At 56.0% G+C, this 23,201-nt stretch carries 18 protein-coding genes; 15 read left to right on the forward strand and 3 right to left on the reverse strand.

The features are described 5' to 3' along the window. Positions 1–2 precede the first annotated feature (2 nt). On the reverse strand, positions 3–3,281 hold the full coding sequence (rne, locus tag MELB17_RS18115; RefSeq protein ID WP_007351780.1) for a ribonuclease E: 3,279 nt from the start codon (positions 3,279–3,281) through the stop codon (positions 3–5). A gap of 612 nt (positions 3,282–3,893) precedes the next feature. On the opposite strand from rne, the gene rluC reads away from it, so the two are divergent. The 3 genes from rluC to MELB17_RS18130 are packed head-to-tail and all read left to right on the forward strand — an operon-like array spanning position 3,894 to position 6,589. Beyond that, positions 3,894–4,889 (forward strand): 23S rRNA pseudouridine(955/2504/2580) synthase RluC, encoded by a 996-nt coding sequence (rluC, locus tag MELB17_RS18120; RefSeq protein ID WP_007351781.1) that lies wholly within the window; start codon positions 3,894–3,896, stop codon positions 4,887–4,889. After that, the gene (locus MELB17_RS18125) at positions 4,886–5,533 is read left to right on the forward strand and encodes an HAD family hydrolase (RefSeq protein ID WP_007351782.1); all 648 of its coding nucleotides are present in this window, start codon (positions 4,886–4,888) and stop codon (positions 5,531–5,533) included. Before rluC ends, MELB17_RS18125 begins: the two co-directional genes overlap by 4 nt. Before the next feature lie 30 nt (positions 5,534–5,563). Continuing rightward, positions 5,564–6,589 (forward strand): S49 family peptidase, encoded by a 1,026-nt coding sequence (locus MELB17_RS18130; protein ID WP_007351783.1) that lies wholly within the window; start codon positions 5,564–5,566, stop codon positions 6,587–6,589. A 59-nt stretch (positions 6,590–6,648) separates the two neighbouring features. Here MELB17_RS18130 and MELB17_RS18135 read toward each other — a convergent pair whose 3' ends face one another. Then, entirely contained in the window at positions 6,649–7,302 is a 654-nt protein-coding gene (locus MELB17_RS18135) for a Maf family protein (RefSeq protein ID WP_007351784.1), read from the reverse strand. A gap of 91 nt (positions 7,303–7,393) precedes the next feature. Here MELB17_RS18135 and MELB17_RS18140 point away from each other — a divergent pair, with 91 nt between their 5' ends. The 12 genes from MELB17_RS18140 to putP all read left to right on the forward strand — a co-directional run bounded on the left by MELB17_RS18140 (position 7,394) and on the right by putP (position 20,366). Beyond that, positions 7,394–7,948 carry a YceD family protein gene (locus MELB17_RS18140; RefSeq protein WP_007351785.1) on the forward strand — a complete coding sequence of 185 codons (555 nt, stop codon included), beginning with the start codon at positions 7,394–7,396 and terminating at the stop codon, positions 7,946–7,948. Positions 7,949–8,083: 135 nt separating this feature from the next. After that, positions 8,084–8,263: a 50S ribosomal protein L32 gene (rpmF, locus tag MELB17_RS18145; RefSeq protein ID WP_007351786.1), complete on the forward strand. Its 180-nt coding sequence runs from the start codon at positions 8,084–8,086 to the stop codon at positions 8,261–8,263. Between the two features lie 25 nt (positions 8,264–8,288). Next, a complete protein-coding gene (plsX, locus tag MELB17_RS18150) occupies positions 8,289–9,320 on the forward strand; it encodes a phosphate acyltransferase PlsX (RefSeq protein ID WP_007351787.1) in 1,032 nt (343 codons plus the stop codon). 162 nt (positions 9,321–9,482) lie between these two features. Continuing rightward, entirely contained in the window at positions 9,483–10,421 is a 939-nt protein-coding gene (fabD, locus tag MELB17_RS18155; RefSeq protein WP_007351788.1) for an ACP S-malonyltransferase, read from the forward strand. A 67-nt stretch (positions 10,422–10,488) separates the two neighbouring features. After that, positions 10,489–11,232 (forward strand): 3-oxoacyl-ACP reductase FabG, encoded by a 744-nt coding sequence (fabG, locus tag MELB17_RS18160; protein ID WP_007351789.1) that lies wholly within the window; start codon positions 10,489–10,491, stop codon positions 11,230–11,232. Positions 11,233–11,365: 133 nt separating this feature from the next. Next, complete coding sequence (gene acpP, locus MELB17_RS18165; RefSeq protein WP_014871749.1) at positions 11,366–11,599, forward strand: acyl carrier protein; 234 nt, start codon at positions 11,366–11,368, stop codon at positions 11,597–11,599. A 128-nt stretch (positions 11,600–11,727) separates the two neighbouring features. After that, positions 11,728–12,588: an aminotransferase class IV gene (locus MELB17_RS18170; RefSeq protein ID WP_007351791.1), complete on the forward strand. Its 861-nt coding sequence runs from the start codon at positions 11,728–11,730 to the stop codon at positions 12,586–12,588. A gap of 5 nt (positions 12,589–12,593) precedes the next feature. Then, positions 12,594–13,712, forward strand: a complete 1,119-nt coding sequence (gene mltG, locus MELB17_RS18175) for an endolytic transglycosylase MltG (protein ID WP_007351792.1) — start codon at positions 12,594–12,596, stop codon at positions 13,710–13,712. Next, positions 13,709–14,338: a dTMP kinase gene (gene tmk, locus MELB17_RS18180; protein WP_007351793.1), complete on the forward strand. Its 630-nt coding sequence runs from the start codon at positions 13,709–13,711 to the stop codon at positions 14,336–14,338. The genes mltG and tmk overlap by 4 nt, the downstream gene beginning before the upstream one ends. A 98-nt stretch (positions 14,339–14,436) precedes the next feature. Then, positions 14,437–15,210, forward strand: a complete 774-nt coding sequence (locus MELB17_RS18185; protein WP_007351794.1) for an AraC family transcriptional regulator — start codon at positions 14,437–14,439, stop codon at positions 15,208–15,210. 245 nt (positions 15,211–15,455) lie between these two features. Then, complete coding sequence (gene putA, locus MELB17_RS18190; protein WP_007351795.1) at positions 15,456–18,635, forward strand: bifunctional proline dehydrogenase/L-glutamate gamma-semialdehyde dehydrogenase PutA; 3,180 nt, start codon at positions 15,456–15,458, stop codon at positions 18,633–18,635. A 240-nt stretch (positions 18,636–18,875) separates the two neighbouring features. After that, positions 18,876–20,366, forward strand: a complete 1,491-nt coding sequence (gene putP / locus MELB17_RS18195) for a sodium/proline symporter PutP (RefSeq protein WP_007351796.1) — start codon at positions 18,876–18,878, stop codon at positions 20,364–20,366. A gap of 188 nt (positions 20,367–20,554) precedes the next feature. On the opposite strand, the gene acnB is transcribed toward putP, so the two are convergent. Further along, positions 20,555–23,158, reverse strand: coding sequence for a bifunctional aconitate hydratase 2/2-methylisocitrate dehydratase (gene acnB / locus MELB17_RS18200; protein ID WP_007351797.1), 2,604 nt, complete (start codon positions 23,156–23,158; stop codon positions 20,555–20,557). Between the last annotated feature and the right edge of the window lie 43 nt (positions 23,159–23,201).

The raw sequence follows: 23,201 nt of genomic DNA on the forward strand, positions 1-23,201 counted from the left end.
AATTACTCGCTCCCGCCATTTTTGGCAGCGTCCGCTGCGCGCTGGCGCTTACGTACTTCACGTGGGTCGTTATAAGCGCGGCCTGGTGCTACGGGTGCTGCCGGGGTTTCGGATGCTGCGTCGGCTACCGGTGCTACTGCTGTTGGCTGCTCTGCAGCAGTGTCGGCTTTAGCTGCATTGTTGTCGCTGGCGTCCGTGTTTGCGGGCTGCGGCTCTTGCTCATTAGCGGGTTCTGTTTTCGTCGCTTTGGCTTTGCGGGCAGGGGTGCGCTTACGGGTTGGCTTGGTTGCCTTATCCGCGCTTTCGTCCTCTGCGTCGGCCGGCGTGGCCTCAGCGGTATGAGTCTCAGCTTTGGGGGCTTCAGCCTCGACAGCGTCGACCGGTGCGCTATCTGTGTCCGGGCTGTCTACCTCAGGTGCGTCGGCTTTTTCGGCCTTGTCTGCCGCCTTTCGGGTGCCGCCATTGTAGGCATCTATCCGGGAAGGTATGGCTTTGGCAGCAGAAACATGTGCGCTTTCCTCGGCTGCCTCAACAGGCACTTCGGATGCAGGCAAGGCTGGTTTGCTTACCTCTGGCTCTGGCGATTGTTCTACCGGCTTGGCTGCAACGGGCTGCTCGCTGGTTGTTTCAGGCGATGCATCGGCCGGGTTTTGTGCAACCTGCGGCGCTGCTTGCTCTGCAGGCGTTGCAGCAGCTGAAGGCTGTACCTGAGCATCTGCGGGCTTCTCAGCGGCCTTGGCCTTCGCTTTGGCGCGGTCTTCTGCGTCACGGGTTTCCGGCTGCGTGTCTTGCTGATGAATTTCACTGCGAGCTGCCTTGCGCTCAGCCGGGTTTGATACCGGTTTCTCCGCCGGTGAGCCATCACGGCCACGGCTGCGGCGAGGCTTGCTGCGGCGTTTTTCGTCACCACCGGCTTTGCCTGCGACTGCGGGGCTTTGCGCATCGTTCTGGTCGTTATAGCTTGGGCTTGGGCTTGAGCTGCGGAGTTCTGCCGATTTCTGCTCTATAGCCGGCTTCTGATCCGCCTGTTCAGCGTTTGGCTTATTGCCATCGCGGCTTGTGTCACGACTTGAATCGCGATTGGAGCGGCTACGATTCTGGTTGTCGCGGCGACCATCGCGGCGCGTGTCGTTGCCGCTGCTTTGGGTGTTGCCGTTCTGTACATTATTGCTCTGGGCGCTGCTGCTCTGTGAATTGCTGCTCTGGGCACTGCTGCTTTGAGCATTGCTGTTCTGGCTGCCAGCGTTGGTTTTGTCTTCGCTGCGACCTTCACTGCGAGTTCGTCCGCGGTTGCTGCGGCTGCGGCTGTCGTCGGTGCGATTGCTTCGGTTATCGTCGCTGAGATTGCTGGACCCGGAGCTGCTGCTGCTACTGCTGCGCTCGCCACGGCTTCGGGTGTCTTGCTGGTCGTCACGGGCGACGCGGGTTTTGCGACGGTCTTGGCGATCATTACGGCTTGACGTGGGGCGCTGCCTGGAGCGGTCGTCGCCGCCTGCCTGTTTGGCGTTGCGGTTACTGCTGCTATCAGCAGCAGGCTGGCTTTCTTCTTCACCGTTGAAAAAGAGCGCAATTTTACGGCCCAAACGGCTGAACATGCCTTCGTCACGGGTTTTCTCTGCGGCGGCTTTAGCGGGTGTTGCTGCCGGTTTTGTCGCAGGCACAGGCACGGGCGAGGCGGGGCGCACAGATTTTACGGCGGCTTGTTCGCGCACGGGTTTTTCTTGCACGGTCACGTCAGCGACTTCCTCTTCGCGCTCACTGTATTCCTGAGCCACCTGATGGCTGGATACGTGCTCGGAACCGGTTTCGTCGTCGCGCATGCGGATGATTTCAAAGTGCGGGGTTTCCATTTGCGGAACCGGCACAATAACAATCGATACTTCCTGATTGGCTTCAATCGTCGCCAGCTGCTTGCGCTTTTCGTTCAGCAGGAAGGTAGCCACAGATACCGGCACAACGGCACGTACTTCGCCGGTTTTGTCTTTGGAAGACTCTTCGTAAATCAGGCGCATGATGCTCAGCGCCAGGGATTCGATACCACGAATGGTGCCCTGGCCTTCACAGCGCGGGCAGACTTCGCTGCGGGTTTCTCCCAGTGACGGGCGCAGACGCTGGCGCGACATTTCCAGCAAGCCAAAGCGGGAAATCTTGCCGACCTGAACACGGGCGCGGTCGATTTCCAGGGCTTCGCGCATTTTGTTTTCTACTTCGCGCTGGTTACGGGCCGGGGTCATATCGATGAAGTCGATAACAATCAAGCCGCCCATATCCCGCAGACGTAGCTGGCGGCCGATTTCTTCAGCGGCTTCCAGGTTGGTTTGCAGCGCCGTTTCTTCTATGTCGTGGCCTTTCGTGGCCCGCGAGGAGTTGATGTCGATAGACACCAGCGCTTCGGTCGGGTCAATCACGATAGAGCCGCCAGACGGCAGTTTTACTTCACGCTGGAAGGCGGTTTCGATTTGGCCTTCGATTTGGTAGCGGCTGAACAGCGGGATTTCGTCGCTGTACAGTTTGATTTTGTTTTCAAAGGTAGGCATGACGGCGCGCACAAAATTCAACACGTCTTCGTGCACGGCGGCGGCGTCAATCAGCACTTCGCCGATGTCTTGGCGCAGGTAATCGCGCACGGCGCGGATAATCACGTTGCTTTCCTGATGAATCAGGAAGGGTGCTTTACGCTCGCCTGCGGCCTGGGTAATGGCTTCCCAGAACTGTACCAGGTAGTCCAGGTCCCATTGCAGCTCTTCGCTGTTGCGGCCAATGCCTGCGGTGCGAACAATGATACCCATAGACTTGGGTACCTGAACCTGGTTCATGGCTTCTTTAAGCTGGGCCCGTTCTTCGCCTTCAATTCGGCGGGAAATACCACCGGCACGGGCGTTGTTGGGCATCAGCACCAGGTAACGGCCAGCCAGCGAAATATAGGTGGTCAGCGCTGCGCCTTTGTTGCCGCGTTCTTCTTTGTCTACCTGGACAATCACTTCCTGGCCTTCGGCGATCACATCTTTGATGTTGACCTTGCCTTCGATCTGGCCGGGAGATTTTTTGAAGTATTCCTTGGAAATTTCTTTTAACGGCAGAAAACCGTGACGATCAGCACCAAAATCCACAAATGCGGCTTCCAGGCTGGGCTCTACGCGGGTAATTTTACCCTTGTAGATATTGGCCTTTTTTTGCTCGCGCGAGCTGGATTCTATATCGAGATCAAATAGACGCTGGCCGTCAACCAGGGCGACGCGCAACTCTTCGGGATGAGTTGCATTTATAAGCATTCTTTTCATGGAAAGGATGAATTCCTGTCGTTTGATTTAAACAGAAAACCATCGAGAAAGGCATTAGCGAAGTGGAGGCTGCCAGACGAATCAAGCCCTTGCGGGACCCAACTCTGTTGGTTCTAGACCACCGCCGATGATTCCGGTGCCCGCGGGCAGGAAAGGATCGGTTCTGGTGATTGTCTGTAGGCGCATGTTATCCGTTTTCAGGTTCACACAAGTGCTTGGTCTTACGTCGTATTCGTAAACTGGACGGCCCGGCCTTGCGTGGCAATGAATCTTCGTTATGTCGTCCCCGGCGGTGTTCCGCAAGGTTTGTTCCGGCTCCCGTGCCGGTTGGCAGCCAATGTTGGTTCTGCACCGGGGTGTGGGGAGTCTTTCGTTGCCGAGGCTGTAATAATTAAGAGCCCGGCATTGCTATTGCACTTCAAACTAAAGAGCTGCTTCATTTCAAGCTTGCAAGCCACTGCAATTCAAACTCGCAAGTAGTGTCGGTATACTGCAACCGCTCCGGCTTCTGACTGGAGTCTGTCAGGCCGTAAACAAACGGCGTAGCACATCGGAATATAGCAGTATTCCCCGGGCTAAGCAACGCTGCCCGCTTCATTCTAAAGGAATTTCATGTCGCAGAAAAATCCGTCTCCGGAGACCCCACGCCCGGCTGTGTTGTGGGTAACCGTAGATGAAGACAATGACGGCCAGCGTCTGGACAATTTCCTGATGGCGCAGCTGCGGGGTGTTCCTAAAAGTATCATCTACCGCATTGTTCGCAAAGGCGAAGTTCGAATTAACAAGGGCCGTGTAAAGCCTGACACCCGGGTAAAAACCGGCGATCAAGTGCGCATCCCTCCGGTGGTGCGCAAAGAAAAGGTGCCCCAGGCCGCGCCCGGCGACAGGGTGCAGGCGGTGATAGAGGCGGCTGTGGTGTTTGAGAACGAACAGCTGCTGGTGGTGAATAAACCATCCGGTATTGCGGTTCATGGCGGCAGCGGCTTGAGCTTCGGGCTGATTGAGGTGCTGCGGGCCGGGCGACCACAGGCGCGATTTCTGGAATTGGTGCACAGGCTTGATCGGGATACCTCTGGATTGGTGATGGTGGCGAAGAAACGCTCGGCGCTGCGTTACCTGCAAGATGAACTGCGGCACAGGCACATTCGTAAGCATTACCACGCCCTTGTATCGGGCGATTGGCCGGCAGGGATGGGCAAGGTGGCTCAGCCGTTGCTGCGTTATGAGATGCCTAACGGCGAACGCCGGGTAAAAGTGGACAGTTCCGGTAAAGAATCGCTGACGTTGTTTCGATGCCTGGAGCGCTACGACGGTTACAGCCTGGTGGAGGCGTCACCCGTCACCGGCCGTACTCATCAGATTCGCGTGCACGCCACCTTTGCCGGCCACCCTATTGCCGGTGACGACAAATATATGGACGATGCCAGTTTGAAGGCGTTTCGTGCATTGGGGGGCTCGCGTCTGATGCTGCACGCACGGGCGTTGGAGTTGAGTTTGCCGCCCGACAGCGACGGCCAAAGCCCTGCGCTGAAGTTGGAAGCACCTTATGACAACGCCTTCGCGGCGGCCTTACAGAAACTTGCAGCCCGCACAGGACGCAATTCATGAACGTAAAAGTGGTTATTTTCGATTGGGACGGGACCTTGGTGGACTCGATAGAGCACATTGCCGAGAGTCTGCACCTGGCCTCGACCGCCTTGGGTTTTCCGGCGCTTGCGCGCGAGGCTTACCGGGATATTATCGGGCTGGGCATTGAAGAGGCAATGCAGAAGTTATACCCCGGCATTAGCGCTGCAAGCATCGCTGGTATGCGTGAGAGCTATCGTGAGTATTTTTTCAAAAAAATGACAACCCCGCAAAATGTGTTTGCCGGTATTGCCGATACCCTGACGGATTTGCGCGGCGCCGGGCGTCACTGTGCTGTAGCCACCGGTAAAAATCGGAACGGGCTGGATTTCGCGCTTAGCTCCAGCGGTTTGGGCCCGCATTTCGGGATCACCCAGTGCGCCGACGAAACCCGCTCAAAGCCAGACCCAGCGATGTTGGCGCGGATTTTGGAGTTTTATGGTATCAAGCCTGAACAGGCGGTGATGATTGGCGATACTCGCTACGATCTGGACATGGCGCAACGCATTGGCATGCCATCCATCGGCGTGGAGTGGGGGGTGCACAAGCGTGACGTGCTGGGCCAGTATGCGCCCCACGCCATTGTTGAAACGGTCACAGATTTGCGTCAGGTTTTGGGTTTGTAGAAATAAAGCAGTAACCATAGAGGATACGTGATGAGCGAATGGGATTCAGGCAAAAACGACGGCAAGCCAGGCTGGAATGATCAGCCAGCGGCAGTAGCCGCCGCAAGCGAAGGAAAGCAGAGCCGTCAGGACCACAAACTGATTGAAAAACTGGTCATGTCGATGCAGGTGGAGCAGCGCCGAAGCCGGCGTTGGGGCATCTTTTTCAAGTTTTTGACTTTTGCGTATTTGTTCGGGATCGTGTTGCTGTTCAAGTTTCCGCTGGGGCAGGGGCTCGAAAGTGCGACCGGTGGCATGCACACCGCAGTGATAGGCGTAGATGGGCCCATTGCCGCCGATGAGTTGGCCAGCGCCGATAATATTGTCAGTTCATTGCGCGCGGCGTTTGTAGAGCCTGACGCCGCTGCGGTGATTTTGCGCATCAACAGCCCGGGTGGCAGCCCGGTGCAATCCGGATACGTGTACGACGAAATCAAGCGCCTGCGGACTGAATATCCCGATAAGAAAGTGTACGCGGTAATTTCCGACATCGGCGCCTCGGGCGCTTACTACATTGCGTCCGCGGCCGATGAAATTTACGCCAATCGCGCCAGCCTGGTAGGTTCCATTGGGGTGGTTGCTGGCGGGTTCGGTTTTACCGAAGTAATGGGAAAACTGGGGGTAGAGCGCAGGCTGTACACCGCCGGCGAGAGTAAGGGTTTTCTAGACCCGTTCTCTGCCGAGAAGCCAGAAGAGGTGGCGTTCTGGCAAAGCGTTCTGGAAAACACGCACGGGCAGTTTATTGCGGCCGTGCAGCAAGGTCGTGGTGATCGCCTCGCAGACGACCCAAGAGTGTTCAGTGGCCTGATATGGAGCGGTGAACAGGCGCTGGAACTTGGGTTGATTGATGGCCTCGGCAGTGCCTCCTATGTAGCACGGCAGATTGTCGGCCATGAGAATCTGGTTGATTACAGTCGCGCGCGCTCGCCGCTTCGGAATCTGATGGATCAGCTTGGCGTTTCGGTGGGCCACGGTGTGGCGCAGTACGTCAGCGAGCAGCGCCTGGAATTGCGGTAAAGAGCTGCGTTAACTGGAGTTGAGGTAAAAGGTTGCGTTAATACGTTGGTGCTCACGCGCTAGCGGGCGTTTTGCAGCAGCGGGTTGCAGTGCCAGTTAATGAGCATTCGATTGAGAGCAATCAGGGGCAGGCCAATCAGCGCGTTCGGGTCTTGCCCCTGCAGGCTGTCGAACAAAGTGATTCCGAGGCCTTCCATCATAAAGGCGCCAGCGCACTGGTAGGGTTGCTCACGACGCAAATAGGCTTCTATTTCCGCCAGGCTCAGGGAGCGAAACTGCACGCTGAATGGCTCACAATGCTGCTGGCTGGCACCGTTAGAGCTGTCTAGTAAATACAGGCTGGTATAAAAGGACACCTGTTGCCCGCTGCTGCGGGTGAGCTGGCTCACGGCGTTGCTGTGTGTTCCGGGTTTGTCGAGAAGTTCGCCATTGGCCAGGCAGGCGACCTGGTCCGAGCCGATAATCCAATGGTGCGGGTATTGTTCAGCCAGGGCTTCGGCTTTTTGCCGGGCCAGGCGTAAAGCCAGTTCTTGCGGCGCTTCGCCGTTGGCCGAGCTTTCATCAATATTCGGGCTGGCACAGTTGAAATTCAGGCCCAGGCGCTGAAGCAGCTCCCGCCGCCAAGGCGAAGACGACGCCAGCACCAGGGCGGGCGCAGCGTCATTATCGGTTTGCTTGGCGTGGTCGCTGCGGGGAAAAGATGCGTTTGCCATGGTGTATCCTTGTTGGGCTATTCGTAAAACCCGGCCAAAAGCCGATGAAGTCTTTGACACGGGGCCATGTCGCCCCTAGAATTGCGCGCCTATGTCAAATGCGATAAATCCCAAGCTACCCAAATCCGTCGATCCATACAAGTTGGCGGAACAGCATACGGTTCTGGAAGGCGAAGTGCCTACTGGAGCCTTATCCCGTTTCCGCGATGCCGTTATGGGCCTGGATGACAACGCCGTTTGTAGCGTTCGCCTGTCCTTTCGGATGGATCCTGAACGTCGCCGTGTCGTAAGTGGAGAGCTGGCGGCTCCGGTACAGCTGCAGTGTCAGCGTTGCATGGGGCCAATGCAGGTAACGTTGCGTTCACACTTTGAGTTGGGGCTAGTAACCAGTGACGAGCAGGCGCAACGGTTACCGCAGAGCCTTGAACCGTTTTTGACAAACGACTTCAACGCGAACCTCTGGTTTATGGTTGAAGACGAGCTGTTGTTGGTGCTACCGCCGTTCCCGCTCCATGAACGCGACGAGTGCCCGGCGCGGGAAGATCTTGAAGCCCTGGAGCCTGGCAGCAATGCAGAAAAGCCGGCCGGGAAATCCGCCGAGAATCCGTTCAGTGTGCTGGCGGGTCTTAAGAACACGAAGCACTGAAAGCTTTTTTTGAACTGTGTTTTCGAACTATTGTTTCAAAATCGGTTTTCAGCGCATTTCATTTTCATTAATAACCATACGCATGACTTGCAGCGTTTTAGCTCAGGATTGCGTTTACAGGTCAGGAGTTGAATCATGGCTGTACAGAAGAGTCGTAAAACCCGTTCCAGGCGTGGCATGCGTCGTTCACACGACGCGCTGAGCGCCACTGCGCTGTCTACCGACGTCACTACTGGTGAAGTGCATCGCCGCCACCACGTTTCGCCTGACGGCTTCTATCGTGGTAAGCAGGTAATTGAAGCGCGCGACGAGTAATTCCGTTACGGAATGGCTTTGATCTATGCCTGAAACACACACGGTGAAGCCTGTCACAATTGCGATTGACGCCATGAGCGGTGATCGTGGGCCTGCGGTGACTGTTTCGGCGGCGGTTCAGGCAGTGCACGAAAATAAAGCCTTGAGCATCATTCTGGTGGGAATCCGGAGCGAGCTTGAGGCTTTGTTGTTAAAGAGCGCGCCACAGGGTCACAGCCGCATCCGTATTGAGGAAGCGGCCGACGTGGTGCGAATGAATGATCGCCCGTCGTTCGCCCTGCGCCACAGGCGAAACTCGTCGATGGCGGTGGCTGTGCGCCTGGTTGCCGAGGGCAAAGCCGGCGGTTGCGTTAGTGCCGGCAACACCGGAGCTCTGATGGGTTTTGGGCGCAGTATCATTGGCATGTATCCGGGTATCGAGCGCCCCGCGATCGCCAAACTTGTACCGTCGTTAAGGGGTCGCTGCCACGTGCTGGACCTGGGGGCCAACGTGGACGCCAGCGCTGAAAATCTTTACCAGTACGCACTTATGGGGTCTTTGTTGGCCACCGCTGTATCCGGTACGTCTGAACCCCGTGTGGCACTTTTGAACGTGGGTGAAGAAGAGATCAAAGGCAATGAACAGGTGCGCCTTGCATCCCACTTACTGGCCCAGAGCGATACTATTAACTACATTGGCTACGTGGAGGGCAGCGATCTGTTCCGTGATGTTGCCGATGTAGTAGTGTGCGACGGTTTTGTGGGTAATATCGCTCTGAAAACCGGCGAAGGTGTGGCCGGGCTGTTAATTGAGCTGTTGGAACAGGCGTTCACGCGCTCGCTGTATGGGCGTTTCGTGGGCTTGCTGGCCAAGCCGCTGCTGCGGAAACTGTTGTGGCTAATTGATCCGTCGCGTCATAACGGAGCCAGTTTGCTTGGCCTGCAGGGGGTAGTGGTTAAAAGCCACGGTAATGCCAATGAGCGTGCTGTGCTGGCAGCGGTTCGCCTGGCAGTGCGTGAGGTTGAGTGCGAGGTGCCCCGGCGCATTAACGAACGGCTTGATGAAATCCTGTTATGATCAGGGCGCAGAACCTGCGCTGGCTTGGCGCATAGGCTACACTGCGGCTAAATTGATTTTGCCCGGTACTGGCCAAGCACTGATAGCCACTCTGGCGTGTACGACTTGGCTTGCACTATTGGCTAACTTTCGCAAACCTTTAAAGACGATAAGATTCGCCCTATGAAATCAGCCTTTATTTTCCCCGGCCAGGGTTCTCAGTCTATCGGCATGTTGTCTGCAGTCGCCGAGACTTGGCCCATTATTAACAAAACCTTTGACGATGCGTCTAACGTGTTGGGTTATGACCTGTGGCAGCTGTGCCAGAAAGGCCCGATTGAAGAGCTGAATCAGACCATGATTACCCAGCCTGCATTGCTCACAGCGAGCGTGGCTCTGTGGCGCCAGTGGTGTGTAGAAGGTGGTGTTGTGCCGGACTTTTTCGCCGGCCACAGCCTGGGTGAATACAGTGCACTGGTCGCAGCCGAGAGCCTGGATTTTGTGGAAGCCGTTAAGTTGGTGCGGCTGCGCGGTGAACTTATGCAAGAAGCGGTGCCCGCCGGTGAAGGTAAAATGGCTGCTATTCTTGGCCTGGAATCCGCCGACGTGATTGCGGCTTGTGCCAGTGCGGCTCAAGGGCATGTGGTATCGGCGGTGAATTTTAACGCTCCGGGCCAGGTGGTGATTGCCGGTAATACCGCCGCTGTCGATCGCGCGATTGAAGCCTGTAAAGAGAAAGGCGCGCGCAAAGCGATGGTGCTTCCGGTCAGTGTGCCATCACATTGCGCGCTGATGAAAGGCGCGGCTGAAGAGCTGGCAGAAGCTTTAGACGCGGTAAGGTTCAGCGACGCCCGTGTACCTGTTATACAAAATGTTAACGCCGCGGCTGAGACAGATTCCGCCAAGCTTAAGTCAAACCTTTTGCAACAGCTGTATTCGCCAGTACTCTGGACCGATTCGGTGCGCACTCTGGTTGATAATGGTGTAGAAGTGGCCGTTGAATGCGGCAGCGGAAAAGTACTGGCAGGGCTGATCAAACGTATAGATCGCGATTTGGCGGTCTACCATATTGAAGACGAAGCCAACTTGAAAAAAGCACTGGCAGCGTTTCCTAAAGCCTGAAAACAGGCTGAATCTGTTGATTATTCAACTATAAATTCGCACTGAATACTGAATAAGGAAGCATTGCATGTCTCTGGAAGGCAAAGTTGCACTGGTTACCGGTGCTACCCGGGGAATTGGTAAAGCCGTAGCCCGGGCTTTGGCAGAGCAGGGTGCCGAAGTGATCGGTACCGCCACCACCACCGCAGGTGCTGAATCGATCAGCGCCGAATTGCAGGCCGGTGGCTTCAAAGGCTACGGTTTGGTGATGAACGTTGCCAACCCGAAGAGCATTGAAGACGGTTTGAAAACGATCGCCGAAAAATCTGGCGCTCCGCTGATTCTGGTCAATAACGCCGGTATTACCCGTGATAACCTTCTACTACGCTTAAAAGATGATGACTGGGCCGATGTGCTGGAAACCAACCTGACCAGCGTATACCGCACCAGTAAAGCGGTACTGCGCGGTATGGCAAAAGCGCGCTGGGGCCGGGTGATTAATATCAGCTCGGTCGTTGCCAGCATGGGTAACGCGGGTCAAGGTAACTACTGTGCGGCCAAGGCCGGTGTTGAAGGGTTTACTAGAAGCCTGGCAAAAGAAATGTCTGCCCGTGGAATTACTGCCAACTGTGTGGCTCCAGGGTTTATTGATACTGATATGACCCGTAAACTGGACGACGGTCAGCGTGACGCTATGCTGAACGTTATTCCCGCGGGTCGTTTGGGTGAGCCGGAAGAAGTCGCGGCAGTTGTCGCGTTTCTGGCATCGAATGCAGCTGCCTATGTGACGGGTGAAACCATTCACGTAAACGGCGGTATGTACATGGGTTAAGCCCGCAGGCGGGCATGTGCGGTAAACCCTTGGCGCACAATTGGTTACCAACAGCCGCTGCTTGTTTGCAGTTAGGCTATACACTAAACTAGCAGCAATTGGTTGCTTGGTTGACACACAAAGTGAGGACATTATGAGTACAGTTGAAGAGCGCGTTAAGAAGATTGTTTGTGAGCAGTTGGGCGTTAAAGAGTCCGAAGTTCAGAACTCATCTTCTTTTGTTGAAGATTTGGGCGCTGACTCACTGGACACCGTTGAGCTGGTTATGGCGTTGGAAGAGGAATTCGAAACTGAAATTCCTGACGAAGAAGCCGAAAAGCTGGCCAGCGTTCAGAATGCCATCGACTACATCGTATCGCATACCTGATACGCTGACGTTCGGTAGGCAATAAAAAAGCCGCCCTTGGTAATTCAAGGCGCGGCTTTTTTATTGGCAAAAAACGGCTCGAAAGCGGAAGCGGAAAAAGAGAAGGAATCGAAAGTGGGAGCGGGCAGGTGGTGAATGTTGTATGGGCGGAAGAGGGCGGGCTGGCGGCGAATGACCGCGGGCTGGCCTATGGTGACGGACTGTTTGAAACGATTCGCATGCAGGGCCAGCGTGGCGCACTGCTGGGCCGCCACCAGCGCCGACTGCTAGCCGATGCCGAACGCCTGGGTATTACGGTTGCCCACGATGCCCTGAGCCGCGCCTGCCAATTTGCGGCGGAACGCTATGCTTCGGGTTTTGGCGAGAAATCCGACGCCCATTCCGGGACCGGCGGCTGGCCCGGGAAAGGTGGCTGGGTGCTGAAGCTGATTCTTAGCCGTGGCCCGGGCGGGCGCGGCTATCGCCCAGACAGTAACAGCCGCCCGCAGTTACTGATCAGCGCCGGGCCGTTGCCGCCATTGCCGCCTGCAACGGGGGTGGTCGCGGATATTGCACGGCAAAGATTAACGGTTAGCCCACAGTTGGCCGGTATGAAAACCCTGAATCGCCTGGAGCAGGTGATGGCGGCTCGTGAACTGACCGATGGGGTTTTCGAGTTGATCATGCGTGACCACAACGATTGCCTGGTAGAGGGCACCAGAACCAATCTACTGGTAAAAACCACTGCCGGATGGATAACGCCGCCGGCAACGGCTCTGGCGGTAGACGGTGTGATGCGCCAGTGGGTGCTGGATTGCCTGCGCCGCCGCGGTGAACCGGTATTGGAGCGTTCGCTCAGGCTGGCTGACCTTAGGGTGCCGGCCTGCGAAGGTCTGTATTTGCTCAGTAGCGTGCTGGGTGTGGTGCCGGTTTATCAATTGGCTGATGCTCATTTGCCTGTCACCGGCGGACTTGCGACAATCTGTGACCTGCTGACCACTCTGGAATAGATTCCTTGTTTAAAAAACTGTCCTTGTTGAATAAATTAATTCTAATGATGCTGGCAGCGGCGCTGCTGATGGCGGCCGGAACGGCACTGTGGGTGTTCCAAGGCCTGAAAACTCTGGATGTGCCAGGCCAGCTGGAACAGCCGCAATTGTTCGCCGTACCCCAAGGTACCGCTTTTAGCCAGGTTGCCCGGCAGTTGGAGCAACAGAACCTGGTGCCCGATAGCCTGTGGTTGCGGGTATACGGCAAGCTGCATCCGCAGCAAACCCTGGTTAAGGCCGGTGAGTATGAATTTATAGACGGCCAAAGCCCGAAAAACATGCTGCAAATGATGATCGACGGCGACACCAAACACTGGGCGCTGCAATTTATCGAAGGCTGGACCTTTGCCGATGTGCGCAAGGCGCTGGCCGCGGCTCCGCGCCTGCAACAAAAAACAGCAGACTGGAGCCACGCTGAAATCATGACGGCGGTAGGTGCCGAAGGCGAGCATCCCGAAGGTTGGTTTTTCCCTGATACCTATCTGTTTATCAGCAGCAACTCCGACCTTGATGTGCTGCAGCGCTCGTTCGACCGTATGCAGAGCGTGCTGGCGGAAGAGTGGGCTGCCCGGGCTGTGGATTTGCCCTACAAAACGCCTTACGAAGCTCTGATTATGGCGTCTATTGTCGAGCGTGAAACCGGCGCAGCGCACGAGCGTGAGCAGGTAGCTGGCGTGTTTGTGCGGCGCATGCACAAGGGCATGCGCCTGCAAACCGACCCAACGGTGATTTACGGCATGGGTGACCAGTATAAAGGCCGTATTACCCGTAAAGATCTGCAGATGCACACGCCTTACAACACTTACCGAATTGACGGCCTGCCGCCCACGCCCATCGCCCTGGCCGGTCGCGAAGCCATTCACGCAGCCCTGCACCCCGCTGACGGTAAAGCGCTGTTTTTCGTGGCTCGCGGTGATGGCACGCACACGTTTTCCCATACTCTGGCTCAACACCAGCGGGCGGTTCGGCAGTTCCAGCTGAACCGGCGTAGTGATTACCGGTCGTCTCCGGCGCCCGTTGCGCCCGATGAGGCCGCCACCGAGAGCAGTTCCGCACAACAGGAAGTACAGGAAAAACAGCCATGAGTCAGCGGGGCCGTTTTATAACCTTTGAAGGCACCGAAGGGATGGGGAAGTCCACCCAGTTGGCCACTGCCGCGGCCAGCTTGCGCGCTGTGGGTATAAACGTTCTGGTCACCCGCGAGCCCGGCGGTACACCTATGGCCGAGGCGATTCGTGAGCTCCTTCTGGCGCCGCGGGATGAACCGGTGCATGAGCTGACCGAGCTGCTACTGATGTTCGCCGCTCGTGCCCAGCACCTGCATACACGTATACTGCCGGCGCTAACAGCCGGGCAGTGGGTGCTGTGTGACCGTTTTACCGATGCGACCTTCGCCTACCAGGGCGGTGGCCGCGGCACGCCTGCCGAGCGTATAGGGTTGCTGGAAACGCTGGTGCAGGGCGAGCTTCGCCCTGACCATATTGTGCTGCTGGATGCGCCAGTGGAAACCGGCATGGCTCGCGCCCGCAAGCGTGGAGAGCTGGACCGCTTTGAACAGGAAACCGTTGAATTCTTCGCCCGCATTCGCGCGACCTATTTGCAGCGTGCCCGTCACGACCCTCAGCGTTATCACATTGTTGACGCCGGCCAACCGCTGGCGCGGGTCAGTGCCGATGTGAAGCGCTTGTTTCAAGAGATAGTCAGTCTTTGAATATTTGCGCGATGACTGCTTTACTTTAGGGTACGCGGATTCTCCGTGCACACGAGTGAATCCTGAAAGGCGCTTATCCGCGTCAAAGAGCGGAACTTATGCTGAACGCAAAGCTGTTGAAACTGCCTACCGCTTCGCACCAGCATCGCCACGAACATCATCAGGTGGTTGTGGGTGTGCAGGGGGAGGCCGATTTGTTCGTTGATGGCAATGCTTCCCACATTGATGCCTGGCGTGCGTGCCTGGTTCCCACAGGTGCTCGCCATGATTACAGCGGTGACCAGCGTAATCATGTATTGGTGATCGATGTCGATCCTTATATGCCCAGCGTTGGCAGCCGTGCTCACAGCCACCATCAACGCCTGAAACCTCTGTTCCGGCAATCCAGCACCTTGAGCCTGGACAACCGCCTTCAGGGCCTGGTGCAGTTTGCCGCCGACGAGTTTGACCGGGCCCCGGAAAACAGCTCACTGCACCAGCACTTCGCGGGGACGATTCTGCATTGCCTGGCTCAGCGCCTGGCAGAAACGCCGCGGCAACCTGCGCCGCTGCGCAACGTTGTGAACCCGGAAATGGTACGCCGTTTTTTGCTTGAAAATCTGCATCGTGACATTGGCGTTCGGGACATGGCTGCCGTTTCTTGCCTGAGTGTCAGCCGCTTTCACGATCTGTTCCGCCAGAGTACCGGCACCACACCCCATCAATTTCTTTTGCAAACCCGACTCGAGCAAGCCTCGAAACTGCTTGAGAGAACGTCACTGTCTGTGTCTGAAATTAGCCACCGTACCGGATTTTCTTCTCAAAGTGCATTGGCCAACGCGCTGAAAAAGTACCGCGGAACGACCGCGAGTGCTCTGCGTGCTCGGTGTTAAGCTCCGATTTCCTTCCGTTTTCTTTCGATTTCTTCCAATTGCATCTGATTTTTCAGGTTTTTAGCGGGCGAAGTCAATTTCCGCAGGATTTTGCAAATAAACAGTAGAAATTTGAAAGATCGAGATCCGTAGTAATACTAATGTATGCCTATTGGTATCGATAAACAGCCAATCGATTTTCTTGGTATGCCTGCATAGGAGACAGATTTGCTCCCTGGGTATCCGTTTTTGGCAGAGGTGTCTTTATGTTTCGTGCGAGTAAGGTTCTGGAGCCGGCGTTTCAAGAGCAGCCGCGTTCCTTCTTCTGGCAGGGATTAACGGAAAACTATCAGGTAGACGAAGCCGCCTATCTGAAAGAGCTGATACCGCTTGCACAGAGTGACGCCTCCGAGCACAAGGCGATAACCGATACCGCCAGTTCGCTGATTAGGAAAGTGCGCGCGCAAGACGGCGCCGTGCACATGATTGACGCGCTGCTTCAGGAATACAGCCTGGATACCCAGGAAGGTATTTTGTTGATGTGTTTGGCTGAGGCGCTGATGCGTATTCCGGACAAGCACACCGCTGACGCGCTGATCAGAGACAAAATGTTGAGTGCTGACTGGAAAAAACACGTTGGGCGCAGTGAATCGACACTGGTTAACGCCTCCACCTGGGGTTTGATGCTGACCGGCCGTGTGGTGAAGATGGACAAGCGCCTCGATGGTTCACCGTCGAACGTCTGGAACCGCTTGGTTAAACGCAGCGGCGAGCCAGTGATTCGCGGCGCCATGAACCAAGCCATGGCCATTATGGGCAAGCAGTTTGTATTGGGCCGTGACATCAACGAAGCCCTGAAACAGGCCCGTGATGACCGCAAGATGGGTTACAGCTATTCCTTCGACATGCTCGGCGAAGCCGCGATGGCGCAAGACGATGCTGATCGCTACCTTAAAGACTATCTACAGGCAATTGAGGCGGTCGGCAACGATCCTGATCCGAAAAATAACGCTCCGCGGTCGTCGATTTCCATCAAGCTGTCAGCTCTGCACCCACGTTATGAAGTTTCCCAGGAGCACCGGGTGCTCACCGAGCTGTACAGTACCGTGTGTGACCTTGTGCAGTTTGCCCGTGACAAAGACGTGTCTATCACCATAGACGCCGAAGAAATGGACCGGCTGGAATTGTCGCTGAAGCTGTTTGAGAAAATCCTGAAGTCACCGGCCGCATCAGGCTGGGGCGGTTTCGGCTTGGTTATTCAGGCTTACTCAAAGCGCGCTCTGCCGGCGTTGTGTTGGCTGACCAAGCTGGCGAAGGAAACCGGTGACGAAATTCCTATTCGCTTGGTGAAAGGCGCCTACTGGGACACTGAAATCAAGATGTGCCAGCAAATGGGCATTGAAAGCTATCCGGTATTCACTCGCAAAGAAGCCACCGATACTTCCTATCTGGCGTGCCTGCGCTTCTTGCTGAGTGATTACACTCAGGGTGCTCTGTACCCGCAGCTTGCGAGTCATAACGCACACACGGTTGCGGCGGTTCTGGCTATGGCCAAGAAACGCAATCGCAAAATTGAGTTCCAGCGCCTGCACGGTATGGGTGACGCCCTGTACAACAGCATTCTTCAAGAACACGACATTCCGGTTCGTATCTATGCCCCGGTGGGTGCCCATAAAGATCTACTGCCGTATCTGGTTCGGCGGTTGCTGGAAAATGGCGCCAACTCCTCGTTTGTACATCGCTTGGTAGATGCCGGTACACCGATTGAAGACCTGGTGCAAAACCCGGTGCAGGAACTGCAGAAATACGACTCGCTGGCAAACAGTCGCATTCCTGGGCCTATGGATATTTTTGGCGAGCAGCGCCGTAATTCCCGCGGCATTAATATTCACGTGGCATCCCAGCTGGAGCCGTTAATAAACAATCTGCAGAAGTGGAACAGCACCCGCTGGCACGCTTGCCCGGTCATTAACGGCGAGCGCCGCAGCGACGGCGATAAAACCGAAGTGCGCGCGCCTTATGACCAAAGCAAACGGGTAGGCGACGTCGTTTGGGCTGATGAAAAACACGCGGAGGACGCCTTAAAAGTGGCCTTTGCCGGCTTCCCCAACTGGAATGAGCGCCCGGTTGAAGAGCGCGCTCTGTGCCTTGAAAAGTTCGCGAACCTGATGGAAAAGCACATGGAAGAGCTGATCGCTCTGTGCTGCCAGGAAGCCGGGAAAACCATGCAGGACGGTATTGACGAAGTGCGTGAAGCCGTCGATTTCTGCCGCTACTACGCCAACGATGGCCGTGCCCGCTTTGCCAAAGCCATCGCACTGCCAGGGCCCACCGGGGAAAGCAACGAGCTGTACATGGAAGGCCGCGGCGTTTTCCTGTGCATCAGCCCCTGGAACTTCCCGCTGGCTATTTACACGGGCCAAATTATGGCGGCCCTGGTAGCGGGTAATACCGTGATTGCAAAACCCGCAGAGCAGACCAGTCTAGTGGCTATGCGTGGAATGGAGCTGATGCTGGAAGCCGGTTTCCCGGCCAATGTGCTGCAGTTCTTGCCGGGCGACGGCGCCAAACTCGGTAAGGTGCTGACTCCAGATTCACGCATTTCCGGCGTCTGCTTTACCGGTTCGACCCAGGTTGCACATTTTTTGAACCGCACGCTGGCGGAACGCAGCGGTGCTATTGTGCCGCTGATCGCCGAAACCGGCGGCCAGAACGCGATGATTGTTGACAGCAGCGCCTTACCCGAACAGGTTGTGCGCGACGTGGTGCAGTCTGCGTTCGCCAGTGCAGGTCAACGCTGTTCAGCACTGCGGGTTCTTTACGTTCAGCAAGACGTAGCCGATCGCATGGAAACCCTTTTGGCGGGCGCTATGAATGAGCTGGTGGTCGGCAACCCGCAAAGCCACAGCACTGACGTGGGTCCGGTGATCGACCAGAAAGCCAAAGAGAATCTTGAGAAACACTTGGTCAATCTTGAAGCCAACGCTCGGTTGATTGGGCGCAGAGAGTTGCCAAGCGATTGTTCCGCAGGTTATTTTGTAGTTCCGTCTGCCTACGGTATTGACAGCATTAACGATCTGGACGGTGAGCATTTCGGTCCCATTTTGCACGTAATACGCTATGAGGCGGAACAGCTCGACAAGGTTATCGACGAAATCAACGCCACCGGTTACGGCCTTACGCTGGGTATTCACAGCCGTAGCGAATCCACCGCCACCTACATCGAACGCCGGGTAAAAGTGGGCAATTGCTACGTTAACCGTAACCAAATTGGTGCGGTGGTTGGGGTGCAACCATTTGGTGGGCGCGGGCTGTCCGGCACTGGCCCGAAAGCGGGTGGCCCACACTACGTGTTACGTTTCGCTACCGAACGTACTCGCACGATTAACACCACAGCGGTAGGCGGTAACGCATCATTGCTGTCGCTGGGTATTGAAAAGGTTTGAGGGGTGAGATGCTCTTAAATCAGTAGGGAATGGAAACAGCACGAAACGAAAAGAAACGAAATGAAACGGTAGGGAGGCAGTAAGTGTTGTGAGGTCGAGGCATACGTTGTAGGTAGTCGAGCTTTATCAGGCGAAAACAAAGAAAGTTAAAAAAACAAACGGTGCGACCATCTGAATTTACCGGGTGAATGCGCCGAACGGTCGGAGTTGATTCCGTCCTATTTGAACTGGAGGAGTTTCATGGCTATTGGCGTTTGGATCAGTTTAATTGGTTATTTTGCGCTCATGATTGCTATCGGCATTTATGCGATGCGCACATCTACGTCCTCATCCGAAGATTACATGTTGGGTGGGCGATCGCTCAGTCCAAAGGTGGCGGCCCTTTCGGCTGGCGCTTCGGACATGAGCGGATGGTTACTTCTGGGTCTTCCGGGTGCGTTGTACGTATCTGGTTTGGCCTCAGCCTGGATCGGTATTGGCCTGTTTGTGGGCGCGTTCGTAAACTGGACGCTGGTTGCGCCCCGACTGCGCGAACAAACGGTTCATTATGGTAATGCCATTACCATTCCGTCCTTTCTGGCAAACCGGTTCCCGACCCAAGCGTTTTCATTGCGCACGGTGTCGGCGATTGTCATCGTTATCTTTTTTGCCGTTTACACCGCGTCTGGCCTGGTTGCTGGCGGTAAGCTGTTCGAAAGTGCGTTTTCCGGCATTTTCAACTTCGGTGGCCTGAGCGACTACGCCGTGGGTATTATCATCACACTGGGCGTGGTACTGGTGTACACGGTTGTTGGCGGCTTCCTGGCAGTGAGCATGACCGACTTTGTTCAGGGCGTCATCATGATGCTGGCGCTGGTTCTTATGCCGGCGGTTGTGCTCTTTGGTGAAGGCGGCGGTGGTTATATGCAGGCGGCTCAGACCTTGAATGAAATTGACCCCACGCTCTTGTCCTGGACAGAAGGGCTGACCTTTATTGGATGGCTTTCTGCGGTTACCTGGGGCCTGGGTTATTTTGGTCAGCCTCATATTATAGTGCGCTTTATGGCTATTCGTACCCTTAAAGATGTTCCGATTGCCCGCAACATCGGTATGGGTTGGATGGCTATTTCGCTGATCGGTGCCATTTCTCTGGGTGTCTTTGGCCGGGCTTATGCAGTGCGCAATGGTATAGAGATCGATGATCCGGAAACTCTCTTTATCATCTTGTCTGGCTTGCTGTTTCACCCGTTAATTACGGGTTTCCTCTATGCTGCGCTGTTGGCTGCGGTTATGAGTACCATTTCCAGCCAGCTTCTGGTGTCCTCGTCTTCTCTGACTGAAGACTTCTATCGCCTGTTCCTGCGCAAAGAAGCAACTGATCGCGAGTGCGTGAACGTTGGTCGTGTTTGTGTGGTTCTGGTTGGACTGGTTGCTGCGTTTATTGCATCTGATCCCGACTCTCAGGTTCTGGGGCTGGTCAGTAACGCCTGGGCAGGCTTTGGTGCCGCGTTTGGTCCGCTGATTCTGTTGTCGCTGATGTGGCCGCGCACTAACGGTACCGGCGCCATCGCTGGTCTGGTTGTGGGTGCGGTTACTGTTATGGTCTGGATTTCACTGGGCTGGGGTGGTGAGTTCATGGGTGGTCCGGGTGTTTACGCGATCATTCCTGGCTTTATCGCTTCCTGGATTGCGATCATGGCTGTAAGCAGCATGACGGCTGCTACCGGTGAATATCAGCACATCGAGCGGTAAACGAAGAGGATAGGGGACAGATTTCAAATCTGTCCCAGATTGGTGATGAAAGGGGCTCCTTTGGGGCCTCTTTTTTTGTGTCTGGGCATAAAAAACGCCAGCTCTCGGGCTGGCGTTCTTAGGATAGGAAACAGATTTCAAATCTGTCCCCGGTTTGGCTTGGTCTCCGGTTTGGTCCTTACAAAGGCTTAGGCGATATCGGCTTCTGCAGCTTTGCTGGTGTAGTTGTCCATCTTGTCAAAGCTCAGATAGTTGTAGATCTCTTTCGACATGCTGTTCAGGTTCTTGGCGTACTCCATGTACTCTGCCGGTGTCGGCAGTTTACCCAGAATTGCGCCTACCGACGCCAGTTCCGCAGAGGTCAGGTACACGTTGGCGCCATCGCCCAGGCGGTTGGGGAAGTTACGGGTAGATGTAGACAGCACGGTGGTGCCAGCGCCTACCCGCGCCTGGTTACCCATGCACAGCGAACAGCCCGGCATCTCGGTACGCACACCGGCGTCGCCGTAGATTTTGAAGTAGCCTTCTTCCATCAGCTGGGACTCGTCCATCTTGGTGGGCGGAGACATCCAGAGGCGGACTTTAAGGGGTGCTTTGTTCTGCTCCAGCAGTTTACCGGCGGCGCGGAAGTGACCAATGTTGGTCATGCACGAACCGATGAACACTTCGTCGACCTTGTCGCCGGCGACATCGGACAAAATGCGGGCGTCGTCCGGATCGTTCGGGCAGCACACGATCGGCTCTTTGATATCGGCCAGATCAATTTCGATGATGTGAGCGTACTCGGCATCGGAATCGGCGCGCATCAGGCTAGGTTTGGCCAGCCAGGCCTCCATACCCTGGGCACGACGCACCAGAGTACGCGCGTCGCCGTAACCTTCGGCAATCATCCAGCGCAGCATGGTGATGTTGGAGCGCAGATACTCGGCCACCGACTCTTCTGACAGGTTGATGGTGCAGCCTGCAGCGGAGCGCTCGGCAGAGGCGTCAGACAGCTCGAACGCCTGCTCTGCGGTCAGGTGCTCCAGACCCTCGATTTCCAGCACGCGGCCAGAGAATTCGTTGATCTTGCCTTTCTTCTCTACGGTCAGCATGCCCTGCTTGATGCCGTAAAGGGGAATGGCGTGCACTAGGTCACGCAGGGTAATGCCGGGCTGCAGTTCGCCTTTGAAGCGCACCAGCACCGATTCCGGCATGTCCAGCGGCATAACGCCGGTGGCAGCGGCAAACGCTACCAGGCCAGAACCGGCCGGGAAGGAGATGCCCATGGGGAAACGGGTGTGGGAGTCACCACCGGTGCCTACGGTATCGGGCAGCAGCATGCGGTTCAGCCACGAGTGGATGATGCCGTCGCCCGGGCGCAGGGAAACACCGCCACGGGTACGCATGAAGTCTGGCATGGTGTGCTGCATTTCCACGTCAATCGGCTTGGGATAAGCGGCTGTGTGGCAGAATGACTGCATGACCAGGTCGGCCTGGAAACCCAGGCACGCCAGATCTTTCAGTTCGTCACGGGTCATCGGGCCGGTGGTGTCCTGGGAACCCACGGTGGTCATTTTCGGTTCGCAATAGGTGCCGGGGCGAACGCCTTGGCCTTCTTCCAGTCCGCAGGCTTTGCCGACCATTTTTTGCGCCAGGGTGAAACCCTTGGTGCCAACTTCGGGGTCGTCTGGCAGGCGGAAGAGGTCGGTAGCACCAAGGCCCAGTGTTTCACGGGCCTTGGTGGTCAGGCCGCGGCCGATGATTAGCGGAATACGGCCGCCAGCCTGAACTTCGTCCAGAATCACGTCGGACTTGAAACTGAATTCAGAGATCACGTCGCCGTTTTCGTTGAGAATTTTGCCTTCATACGGGCGGATATCAATCACATCGCCCATGTTCATGTCGTCAACCGGCGCTTCGAATACCAGCGCGCCCGCGTCTTCCATGGTGTTGAAGAAAATAGGGGCAACTTTGCTGCCGATACACACACCGCCGCCGCGCTTGTTCGGCACGCCAGGGACGTCGTCACCGAAGAACCACAGCACCGAGTTGGTGGCGGATTTACGGGAAGAGCCGGTACCTACAACGTCACCTACGAAAGCAACGGGCAGGCCTTTGGCGCTAATGTCGGCAATCTGGTTCATGGGGCCGATAACACCATGTTCTTCGGGGCTCAGGCCATCGCGGGTCATTTTATAAGCAGCGCGGGCATGCAACGGAATGTCAGGGCGTGACCAGGCATCGGGTGCTGGCGATAGATCGTCGGTGTTGGTTTCGCCGGTGACTTTAAACACCACCATTTTGATGCTGTCGGCAACTTTGTTACGTTTGGTGAACCATTCGGCGTTAGCCCAAGATTCAATCACGTCTTTGGCAACGGCGTTGCCGGCGTCCATTTTCACTTTCACATCGTTGAAAGCGTCGAACATCAGCAGAGTGCGTTTGAGTTGAATGCCGGCGGGTTCGGCCAGTTCGGGATTGTCTAACAGGTCCACCAGAGTGGTAATGTTATAGCCGCCCTGCATCATTCCAAGCAACTGGATTGCTTTGCCGTTGTTAATTGCTGGGGAGTTGGCTTCGCCTTTCACAAGGGCGGTCAGGAACGCGGCTTTTACATAGGCGGCTTCATCCACCCCGGGCGGAACACGGTTTTCCAACAGGTCAATCAGTACATTTTCGTCTTCGTTTTCAGGGGCGGGCGGCTTTTTCAGCAGTTCCACCAGTGCGGCGGTTTGTTCGGCGTTCAGAGGCTTGGGTGGAATACCCAGAGCTGCACGCTCGGCAACGTGTTCACGGTAGGCTTCTAACACGGTTTGACCCTCATCGGTTGGAGTGTTCCGCTTTGTTGGCGCA

It is taken from the genome of Marinobacter sp. ELB17, from assembly GCF_000169375.1.
In the GTDB taxonomy this organism is placed as follows: Bacteria; Pseudomonadota; Gammaproteobacteria; order Pseudomonadales; family Oleiphilaceae; genus Marinobacter.

Excerpts from the sequence above, each read along its gene's own strand:
- rne (WP_007351780.1), bottom strand. The coding sequence starts at position 3,281 with ATGAAAAGAATGCTTATAAATGCAACTCATCCCGAAGAGTTGCGCGTC.
- rluC (WP_007351781.1), top strand. The coding sequence starts at position 3,894 with ATGTCGCAGAAAAATCCGTCTCCGGAGACCCCACGCCCGGCTGTGTTG.
- MELB17_RS18125 (WP_007351782.1), top strand. The coding sequence starts at position 4,886 with ATGAACGTAAAAGTGGTTATTTTCGATTGGGACGGGACCTTGGTGGAC.
- MELB17_RS18130 (WP_007351783.1), top strand. The coding sequence starts at position 5,564 with ATGAGCGAATGGGATTCAGGCAAAAACGACGGCAAGCCAGGCTGGAAT.
- MELB17_RS18135 (WP_007351784.1), bottom strand. The coding sequence starts at position 7,302 with ATGGCAAACGCATCTTTTCCCCGCAGCGACCACGCCAAGCAAACCGAT.
- MELB17_RS18140 (WP_007351785.1), top strand. The coding sequence starts at position 7,394 with ATGTCAAATGCGATAAATCCCAAGCTACCCAAATCCGTCGATCCATAC.
- rpmF (WP_007351786.1), top strand. The coding sequence starts at position 8,084 with ATGGCTGTACAGAAGAGTCGTAAAACCCGTTCCAGGCGTGGCATGCGT.
- plsX (WP_007351787.1), top strand. The coding sequence starts at position 8,289 with ATGCCTGAAACACACACGGTGAAGCCTGTCACAATTGCGATTGACGCC.
- fabD (WP_007351788.1), top strand. The coding sequence starts at position 9,483 with ATGAAATCAGCCTTTATTTTCCCCGGCCAGGGTTCTCAGTCTATCGGC.
- fabG (WP_007351789.1), top strand. The coding sequence starts at position 10,489 with ATGTCTCTGGAAGGCAAAGTTGCACTGGTTACCGGTGCTACCCGGGGA.
- acpP (WP_014871749.1), top strand. The coding sequence starts at position 11,366 with ATGAGTACAGTTGAAGAGCGCGTTAAGAAGATTGTTTGTGAGCAGTTG.
- tmk (WP_007351793.1), top strand. The coding sequence starts at position 13,709 with ATGAGTCAGCGGGGCCGTTTTATAACCTTTGAAGGCACCGAAGGGATG.
- MELB17_RS18185 (WP_007351794.1), top strand. The coding sequence starts at position 14,437 with ATGCTGAACGCAAAGCTGTTGAAACTGCCTACCGCTTCGCACCAGCAT.
- putA (WP_007351795.1), top strand. The coding sequence starts at position 15,456 with ATGTTTCGTGCGAGTAAGGTTCTGGAGCCGGCGTTTCAAGAGCAGCCG.
- putP (WP_007351796.1), top strand. The coding sequence starts at position 18,876 with ATGGCTATTGGCGTTTGGATCAGTTTAATTGGTTATTTTGCGCTCATG.